Below are 8,169 nucleotides of genomic sequence, written 5' to 3'. Positions count from 1 at the left end.
GTGCTGCCGTTCGGCCGCGCCGGTGTGATCAGCTCGGTGATGTTGGGCCTGGGCCGCGCACTGGGCGAGACGATGGCCGTGGCGATGGTGCTCTCGGGTGCGCACGTGATCACCTTCGAGGTACTCACCTCGCAGAACCCGAACACGATCGCCGCCGTGATCGCCCAGAACTTCCCCGAGGCGTACAACCTGAAGATCAACCAGCTGATCGCCGGCGGCCTGGTGCTGTTCGTGATCACCCTGGTGGTCAACGCTATTGCCCGGCTGATCATCTCCCGCTACAAGGAATTCTCGGGAGCCAACTGATGACCACTGCGACCAATACCAAGACGAACCCGCTGACCGCGGGCCACTTGCCGAAGTACACCACCTGGCTCGCGCTGGGCGGTGCCGTGGTCGTCGGTGCCCTCGTGGACGCGGCGGCCCTGGGCGGATTCGATCCCGGAACCACCATCTTCCTCGGCGCGGTGATTTTCCTGCCCGTGATGTATCTGATCGCCTTCGCGGTGGAGGGACGCCGGGCCGCAACTGATCGGTTGGCCACCAATCTCGTGACCGGCGCATTCCTGCTGGCGCTGCTACCCCTGGTGTCCCTGCTGTGGGAGACCCTCTCCAACGGCCTGCCGGGCTTCAATGGGCAGTTCTTCACCTGGTCGATGCGCAACGTGATCGGTGAGGGTGGCGGCGCCGTCCACGCCATCTACGGCACGCTCATCGTCACCGGCATCGCCACCTTGATCGCCGTACCGATCGGACTGATGACCGCCATCTACCTGGTCGAGTACGGCCGGGGTGCGCTGGCCCGCGGCATCACCTTCTTCGTGGACGTGATGACCGGCATTCCCTCGATCGTCGCCGGCCTGTTCGCCTATGCGTTGATGGCGCTGGTGTTCGGCCCGGGCACCATCAGCGGCTTCTCCGGCTCGCTGGCCCTGTCGGTGCTGATGATCCCGATCGTGGTCCGCTCCACCGAGGAACTACTGCGGATCGTGCCCAACGAACTGCGCGAGGCGTCCTACGCACTGGGGGTTCCGAAGTGGCGCACCATCCTCTCGGTGGTGCTGCCCACCTCGATCTCGGGCATCGTCTCGGGCGTCATCCTGGCCATCGCCCGGATCATCGGGGAAACCGCGCCGCTGATGATCGCCGCCGGCTTCACCAACTCGATCAACACCAATCCGTTCGGCAACCCGATGATGACCCTGCCGGTCTTCGTCTACGACCAGTACGCCCACCCCGGGATCGAACGCATCTTCTACAACGAACGGGCCTGGACCGGCGCGCTCACCCTGATCATCCTGGTGATGGTGCTCAACCTGCTGGGCCGCTTCATCGCCAAACGCTTCGCCCCGAAACTCGGGCGCTGACCGAAGGAATAATCGACGCATGTCCAAGAGGATCGAGGTCAACGACCTCAACTGCTACTACGGCAAATTCCTGGCCGTCGAGGACGTCTCGATGACCATCCAGCCGCGCTCGGTGACCGCGTTCATCGGCCCGTCCGGCTGCGGCAAGTCCACCTTCCTGCGCACCCTGAACCGGATGCACGAGGTGATCCCCGGCGCCTATGTCGAGGGCGATGTGCTGCTCGACGGCAACAACCTGTACGGCCCCGGGGTCGACCCGGTGAACGTGCGGCGCCAGGTCGGCATGGTGTTTCAGCGGCCCAACCCGTTCCCCACCATGTCGATCAAGGACAACGTGCTGGCCGGCTACAAGCTGAACAAGCAGCGGATGAGGGCGAGCGAGGCCGACGACCTGCTGGAGCGCTCGCTGCGTGGCGCCAACCTGTGGGAAGAGGTCAAGAACCGGCTCGAGAAGCCCGGCTCGGGGCTGTCCGGCGGCCAGCAGCAACGGCTCTGCATCGCCCGGGCGATCGCGATGCAGCCCGAGGTGCTGCTGATGGACGAGCCCTGCTCGGCCCTCGACCCGATCTCCACCCTGGCCGTCGAGGACCTGATCCAGGAGCTCAAGGAGACCTACACGATCGTGATCGTCACCCACAACATGCAGCAGGCGGCCCGAGTCTCCGACGAGACGGCGTTCTTCAACATCGCCGGCACCGGCGCCCCCGGCAAGCTGATCGAGATGGGCCCGACCGAGAAGATCTTCTCCACCCCCGACGACAAGGCCACCGAGGACTACATCACCGGCCGCTTCGGCTGAGTTCGCTCCCGTTGGTCGAGCTTGTCGAGACCCCTCCCCCTCCCGGGGCGGGCCCGTCATCCGGGCCTGACCCGGGATTTCGACGTATCGAGACCCGTCATTCCCGCGAACATCCGTCGACGGCCATGTGACGGCGCCGGCGTCGCGCCCGAGCACTGGATCGTCCCGTCTAGACTCGCCCCGTGAGTCAGGCTGGATGGTATCCGGATCCGGGTGGACAACCCGGTATGTACCGCTACTGGACGGGTTCGTCCTGGTCGGCGGCGATCACCAACAACCCGATGCAGGCACCCCCACAGGGTGGCCTGGGCGGCCCGCCGCGTCCGACCGGCCAGCCCGGGTGGAACCCGAACCAGCGCCGCCGCTCGCCGATCGGCTGGTGGCTGGGCATTGCCGCCATCGTCGTGGTGCTCGGCCTGATCGGCTACCTGGCGATTCGCAACCTCGGCGGCATCCTCGGGGTCACGCCGTCGACGGGCACCAACCCGACCCAGAACGTCTGCCCCAAGCAGGTCACCACCACCGTCACGCCCTCACCGCCACCGAACGACGGCCGGGTGCACGGCGGGGCACTGTCCTATCCGCAGCTCGGCGACCCGTGGAGCGTGCCGGCTCCCGAGACCCGGGTGCCGTTCGGGCGCGACGTGCTCACCCAGACCGTCATGGTCGAGCCCAACTACAAGGGGGATCAGAACAGCTGGGTCGCCTCGGTGCTGGTCGGCGAACTGGTCGCCGGCGACGGCTTCTTCAGCCCACAGCAGGGCTCCGAGATCGTGGTCAAGTGCATCATGGGCGTCTTCTACGACGACGCCGAGGTGGTCCGCGACGACAAGGTGAACAAGGGCACCACGGTCGGCGGCAAGGAAGCCTGGCTGGTGGAGACCCACCTCACCTTCGACATCCCGAAGCTGAAGACCAAGGGCGAGCTGGCGATCATCCTGATCGTGGCCACCTCGGACGCCTCATCGAGCATCTTCTACGCCTCGATCCCCGACACCGCCGCGCAGTTGGTGCCGGACGCCCGTAAGGCGATGAGCGGTCTGCGGGTCGGCTGACCCGCCCGCCGCTGTTCAGCGGCAGGGCACCAGCCCCTGGTCGATCTTCATCGTCACCACCCGGACGGCGGCTTCGCGCACCTGGGCGGCCACCGCGGAGTCCTTGGCGGCGCTGCGGATGCCGGCCACGAATTCGTCGGCCAACGAGGGTGCCACCGTCATCGCCACGTCACCACCGGCCTTGATGAAGTCGGCGCCGCGCTGTTTCGCCGGCACGGACGCCATCGACTTCGCGGCACCTAGATCGTCGGAGATCACCACTCCGTCGAAGCCGAGCCGGCCACGGATCAGTCCGATCACCGTCGACGAGAACGCCGCCACATGGTGGGAGTCGATCTTGGTGTACGTGACGGTGGACACCATCACGCTCGACGCGCCGGCCTTCACGGCGGCGGCGAACGGCTCCAGGTAGGGATCGTCGGGCCGCGTTGTGGTGTCCTTCACTCCGGAGGTGAAGTCGGTGTTGCCGATCACCCGTCCGATGCCCGGGAAATGTTTCGTGGAGGTGGCGATGCCGGCCGCGTCCATCCCCTTCACGAAGGCGGACACCTTCTTGCCCACCACGTCCGGATTCGACCCGTAGCCACGGCCCAGCGCACCGATCGGCGCATTCTTGGTGCCCACCGAGGTCGGCACGGTGTCAGTGACCGGCGCCAGCGTCCAGTGCACCCCGGCGGAGGCCAATTGACGGCCCCAGCGGGTGGCCCGCGAGGTCAGCTTGGCGTTGCTCCACTTCGACTGCACCTTCGCCGACGGGATGGTGTCGAAACCCGCGCCTTTGAGCCGCTGCACCAGCCCACCCTCCTGATCGACCGAGATCAGCAGCGGTGTGGGCAGGCCTGAGATCTGCAGCTTCTTGGTCAGCCGGCGCACGCCGCTGGTGCCGTCGCTGTGATTGCCCATCAGGATCACCGACCCGATGTGCAGCTTCCGCAGCACCGCCGTCTCGGACGCCGACCCGCTGGTCACTCCCACCATCACCAACTGCCCGACCCGCTCGGCCATGGTCATCTTGTCGACGATCCGGGCTGCGCATTCAGTTGCGGTGGGACGCTGCGCCGTCTCGCTGGGCGCGGATCTGGAAGTGGGGTCGGCCGGGGCCGTGGTCGCCGCGGGCGCACCTGCGCAGGCGGTCAACAACGCCGCCAAGGCGGTGGTCACCAGCGCTCGGCCCCTCATGGTCATAGCTTCAGCCCCAGCAGCGCGTTCTCGACGACCTCGGTGAGTGCCGGGTGAATCCAGTACTGGCCGCGCGCCATGCTCGGCACGTCGAGATCGAAGCTCATCGCCTGGATCAGTGGCTGGATCAGCGTCGTCGCCTCAGGCCCCAGCAGGTGCGCGCCGAGCAGCCGCTTGGTCTTGGGGTCGGCGATCAGCTTCACGAAGTGATCGGTGTCCTCCATCGCCCAGCCGTAGGCGACGTCACCGTAGTTCTGCCGGGCCGTCACGTACGGTTTGCCGCGTTCCTTCGCCTCGGCCTCGGTGAGCCCCACCGACGCCACCTGCGGGTCGCTGAACACAGCATGCGGAATGAACCGGTGGTCGGCGGCGATCATCCGGCGCGGGTGCAACAGGTTGTGCTGCACCACTCGGGCCTCATGGTTGGCGACATGCTTGAGTTGCGCGGCCGACGACATGTCGCCGAGGGCGAAGATGCCCTTCACCGTGGTCTGCTGGTACTCGTCGACCTTCACCCGGCCGTCGGGATGGGTCTCGACGCCGGTCGCGGCCAGGTTGAGCAGGTCACCGTTGGGAATCCGTCCGAGCGCCACCAGAACGCGCTCGCACTCGAAGTCGTAGTGGATGCCCTTGGCGTCGACGCTCTCGACGATCACCGTGTCGCGGTCGGTCATCTCGAACCCGACGATCTGTTGCTTCAGCCGCAGATGCACCCGGCTCGCCAGCTGCTCGGTAAAAGCGGCGGCGATGTCGGCGTCCTCTTTGCGCAGCATCACCTCGGAGCGTTGCAGCACGGTCACCTTGGTACCGAAGGCGGAGAAGACGTGGGCGAACTCGGCCGCCACGAAACCGCCACCGATGATCACCAGCGAAGCCGGCAACTCATCCAGCCGCATGATGTCGTCGGAGGTGTGCACCCGGGCGGCGACCTGAGGATCGTCGAGTCCCGGATAGTCGGGGACGTACGGACGGGAACCCCCGGCCAGCACGAACCGGTCGGCGGTGATCGTCTCGTCACCGATCCGCAGCCGCTTGGGGCCGACGAAGTGCGCGGCCTCGCGGTACAGGGTGACGTTGCGGTTGCTGCGCCGCCACTCTTCGCCGCCCTCGCTGATCGGGTCGATCCGGCCGAAGACCCGGTCGCGGATCGCCGGCCAGTCGGCGCTCGCCGCACCGAGGTCGACGCCGACCCGCTTCGCGTGCTCGACCGACGACGCCAGATCGGCGGGATGGACGAACATCTTGGTCGGGATGCAGCCCACGTTCAGGCAGGTGCCGCCGAACCGTTCCCCCTTGTCGACGAGGGCTACCGAGAGATCGTCGAAGGACTCGTCGATGATCGAGTTGCCCGAACCGGAACCGATCACGCACAGGTCGAAATGCCGCATGCGCCGATTCTTGCACTCGGCAGCGACAGTGCGGTCCCCCGGTCGAGACTCAGATGCCGGCGTACGAGTGCAAACCCGAGACCAGCAGGTTGATGCCGATGAAGTTGAACCAGAAGCAGGCCACCCCGATGATCGCCACGACGGCCGCCCGCTTGCCGCGCCAGCCGGCGGTGGCCCGGGCGTGCAGGTAGCCGGCGTAGACCACCCAGGTGACCAGCGACCAGGTCTCCTTCGGGTCCCAGCCCCAGAACCGTCCCCAGGCGTACTCGGCCCAGACCGAACCGGCGGCGATCGCGAACGTCCACAACGGGAAGGCGAAGGCGTGGAACCGGTAGGCCAGCTCGTCGATCCGGGTCGACGAAGGCAGCTTGGCCAAGTAGCCGCGCACGGTCTCGCGACGCTCGGCCCGGCTCTTCAGCAGGTACAGGATCGACAGCAGCCCGCCCACGTTGAACGCCGCACCGGCGGTGGCCGCGACGACGATGTGGACGACGAACCACACCGAATGCAGCGCCGGCACCAGCGGCGCCACCGCGACGTAGAACACGGTCACCGCCAGGCCCTGACCGATAGCCGTGAGCAGCGCCACCGGCAGGCCCAGCCAGCGCATGCCACGGAAGGCCATCACCAGGTAGAAGGTGACGACCAGCAGCAGCGCCATCGTCACGAACTCGTACATGTTGCCCCAGGGGAACCGGTCGGCGGCGACGCCACGGAACACCACCCCGGCCAGATGGCAGGCCCAGGCGATCACCATCAGCCCCAGCCCCATCCGGCCGAACATGTCGGTGCGCAGCCGGGCGCGCTCGTCGGCCGGCGATGTCGCCGCCGGGTCGTCCGCGACCTCCTCCAACGCACCGGGACCACCGGCACCGGCGGCGACCAGGATGCCGGCGGGCGCGGCCAACGGCTCCAGGCGGCGGGCAGCGGCCCACTCGGCGGCGAAGGCGGCCAGCGCCAACAGGTAGACCACCACCGAGGTCACCATCGCCAGATTCGACCAGTACACGGCCATCACGGTTCTCCCTTCTGAGTGGAGCCTGCGGCATCGGCCTCCGCGGGCGCAAGCCCCTGGTCCGCGCGCAGCTGCAGTTCGTCGGCGATCAGCCGCAGTTCGTCGTCCAGGCCGCCACGGCCCTCGGTGCGGTCCAGGCCGGCCAATTCGACGACGTCGCCCCGGACCCGCAGCCACACCCGGCGGGGCCGGATGAACAGCGACAGGCACAGCCCGGCGACGGCGACCAGCACCGCGCTGAACACCAGCCACAGCCCGGGGGTGCTGGACACCTGCAGGCTCACCCAGCGTTTCCAGTCGTGGAACTGGATGGAGCCGCCGCCGGGCAGGTCGAAGACCTCACCGGGACGCAGGGTGAACCGCAGCTTCGAGCCGTCCGCCTTGGTGTACTGGGTGAGCCCGGTGGTGTCCAGCGAATAGACGTTCTCGGGGCGGCCGGTGGCCGGCTGGGGTGGCCCGTGCCAGGCGTTGAGCAGCAGCCGCGGGTTGAGTGCGTCCGGGAACACCGAGGTGCCGACACCGTCGGTGTCGACCGCGGTGGGCAGGAACAACGCCTCGAAGGCGAGCCGCTCCGGACGCGCGTAGGGCGCCTTGATCGCGCCGACGGAGAGGAAGTTGCCGTCCTGGGGCAGCAACACCACCGGCCCGGCGAAGGCCACATTGCCCTGGGGATCCTTCACCGTGACGTCGACGGCGTAACCGTGGCCGACCAGGTGCACGGTGCTGTCGCCCAGCACCAGCGGATGGTTCACCTCGAGGGTCTGGTGATTCTCGACGCCGTCCACCGTGGTGGTGGTCTCGGCGCGGAACACCCGGGCAGCACCGCGCTGCACCGGCCCGGTTTCGAATTTGGCCTCGAACGAGTCCAGCCGGACGGTGAACGGCACCAGCTGCTGGGCGCGGAAGGCGCCGCCGGCAGTGAAGTCGTCGAACTGGGTGAGGGTGTTGCTGAACGAGCCGCCCTCGACCACCGCGACGCTGCCCTTGTAGCCGAACAGTGAGCCCCAGGCCAGGCCGCACAGCAGGAAGACCAGGGAGAGGTGGAAGACCAGGTTGCCCAGCTCGCGCAGGTAGCCACGCTCGGCGCTGACCGAGTCGTCCAGGCGCCGGATGCGGAAACGCCGCTTCGCCAGCACCCTCTCGGCCTCGTCGAGGACGGCGTCCGGGCGGTCGGCGGTCAGCGACAGATGGGCCGGCAGCCGGCCGAGGTTGCGCGGGGTGACCGGCGGCTGACCGCGAAAACCCCGTAGATAGACGCCGATCCGGGGAATGATGCAGCCGACCAGCGAAACGAACAGCAGCAGATAGATGGCGGCGAACCAGGGCGACGCGTACACGTCGAACATGCCGATGGCGTTGTAGAAGC

The 8,169-nt window shown here is 67.7% G+C and carries 7 protein-coding genes and 1 pseudogene; 4 read left to right on the top strand and 4 right to left on the bottom strand.

Annotated elements, in window-relative coordinates; translation table 11 throughout:
• From Q0066_RS11760 to Q0066_RS11745, 4 genes and pseudogenes are all read left to right on the top strand, one after another.
• Positions 1-306, top strand: a pseudogene (locus Q0066_RS11760) (phosphate ABC transporter permease subunit PstC); the annotation flags it as partial.
• Positions 306-1,367 (top strand): phosphate ABC transporter permease PstA, encoded by a 1,062-nt coding sequence (gene pstA, locus Q0066_RS11755; RefSeq protein WP_298133103.1) that lies wholly within the window; start codon positions 306-308, stop codon positions 1,365-1,367. The pseudogene Q0066_RS11760 and the gene pstA, both read left to right, overlap by 1 nt.
• A gap of 19 nt (positions 1,368-1,386) precedes the next feature.
• A complete protein-coding gene (gene pstB / locus Q0066_RS11750; RefSeq protein ID WP_298133101.1) occupies positions 1,387-2,166 on the top strand; it encodes a phosphate ABC transporter ATP-binding protein PstB in 780 nt (259 codons plus the stop codon).
• A gap of 182 nt (positions 2,167-2,348) precedes the next feature.
• Entirely contained in the window at positions 2,349-3,221 is an 873-nt protein-coding gene (locus Q0066_RS11745; RefSeq protein WP_298133099.1) for a DUF2510 domain-containing protein, read from the top strand.
• 15 nt (positions 3,222-3,236) lie between these two features.
• On the opposite strand, the gene Q0066_RS11740 is transcribed toward Q0066_RS11745, so the two are convergent.
• The 4 genes from Q0066_RS11740 to Q0066_RS11725 all read right to left on the bottom strand — a co-directional run.
• Positions 3,237-4,400 carry a glycoside hydrolase family 3 N-terminal domain-containing protein gene (locus Q0066_RS11740; protein WP_298133097.1) on the bottom strand — a complete coding sequence of 388 codons (1,164 nt, stop codon included), beginning with the start codon at positions 4,398-4,400 and terminating at the stop codon, positions 3,237-3,239.
• A 2-nt stretch (positions 4,401-4,402) separates the two neighbouring features.
• Positions 4,403-5,788, bottom strand: a complete 1,386-nt coding sequence (locus Q0066_RS11735; RefSeq protein ID WP_298133096.1) for a mycothione reductase — start codon at positions 5,786-5,788, stop codon at positions 4,403-4,405.
• 49 nt (positions 5,789-5,837) lie between these two features.
• Positions 5,838-6,803 carry a c-type cytochrome biogenesis protein CcsB gene (ccsB, locus tag Q0066_RS11730; protein ID WP_298133094.1) on the bottom strand — a complete coding sequence of 322 codons (966 nt, stop codon included), beginning with the start codon at positions 6,801-6,803 and terminating at the stop codon, positions 5,838-5,840.
• The coding region (locus Q0066_RS11725; RefSeq protein WP_298133092.1) for a cytochrome c biogenesis protein ResB at positions 6,803-8,169 on the bottom strand (1,367 nt) is incomplete at its 5' end. The genes ccsB and Q0066_RS11725, both read right to left, overlap by 1 nt.

This window comes from Micropruina sp., assembly GCF_027492755.1.
Taxonomy (GTDB): domain Bacteria; phylum Actinomycetota; class Actinomycetes; order Propionibacteriales; family Propionibacteriaceae; genus Micropruina.
The sequence above is the reverse complement of the archived record's forward strand: the minus strand, read 5'-3'. Positions and strand labels throughout refer to the sequence as shown.

What these genes read in the sequence shown, in the direction of transcription:
- Q0066_RS11735 (WP_298133096.1), bottom strand. Translation starts at nt 5,788, where the DNA reads ATGCGGCATTTCGACCTGTGCGTGATCGGTTCCGGTTCGGGCAACTCG.
- ccsB (WP_298133094.1), bottom strand. Translation starts at nt 6,803, where the DNA reads ATGGCCGTGTACTGGTCGAATCTGGCGATGGTGACCTCGGTGGTGGTC.
- pstB (WP_298133101.1), top strand. Translation starts at nt 1,387, where the DNA reads ATGTCCAAGAGGATCGAGGTCAACGACCTCAACTGCTACTACGGCAAA.
- Q0066_RS11740 (WP_298133097.1), bottom strand. Translation starts at nt 4,400, where the DNA reads ATGAGGGGCCGAGCGCTGGTGACCACCGCCTTGGCGGCGTTGTTGACC.
- pstA (WP_298133103.1), top strand. Translation starts at nt 306, where the DNA reads ATGACCACTGCGACCAATACCAAGACGAACCCGCTGACCGCGGGCCAC.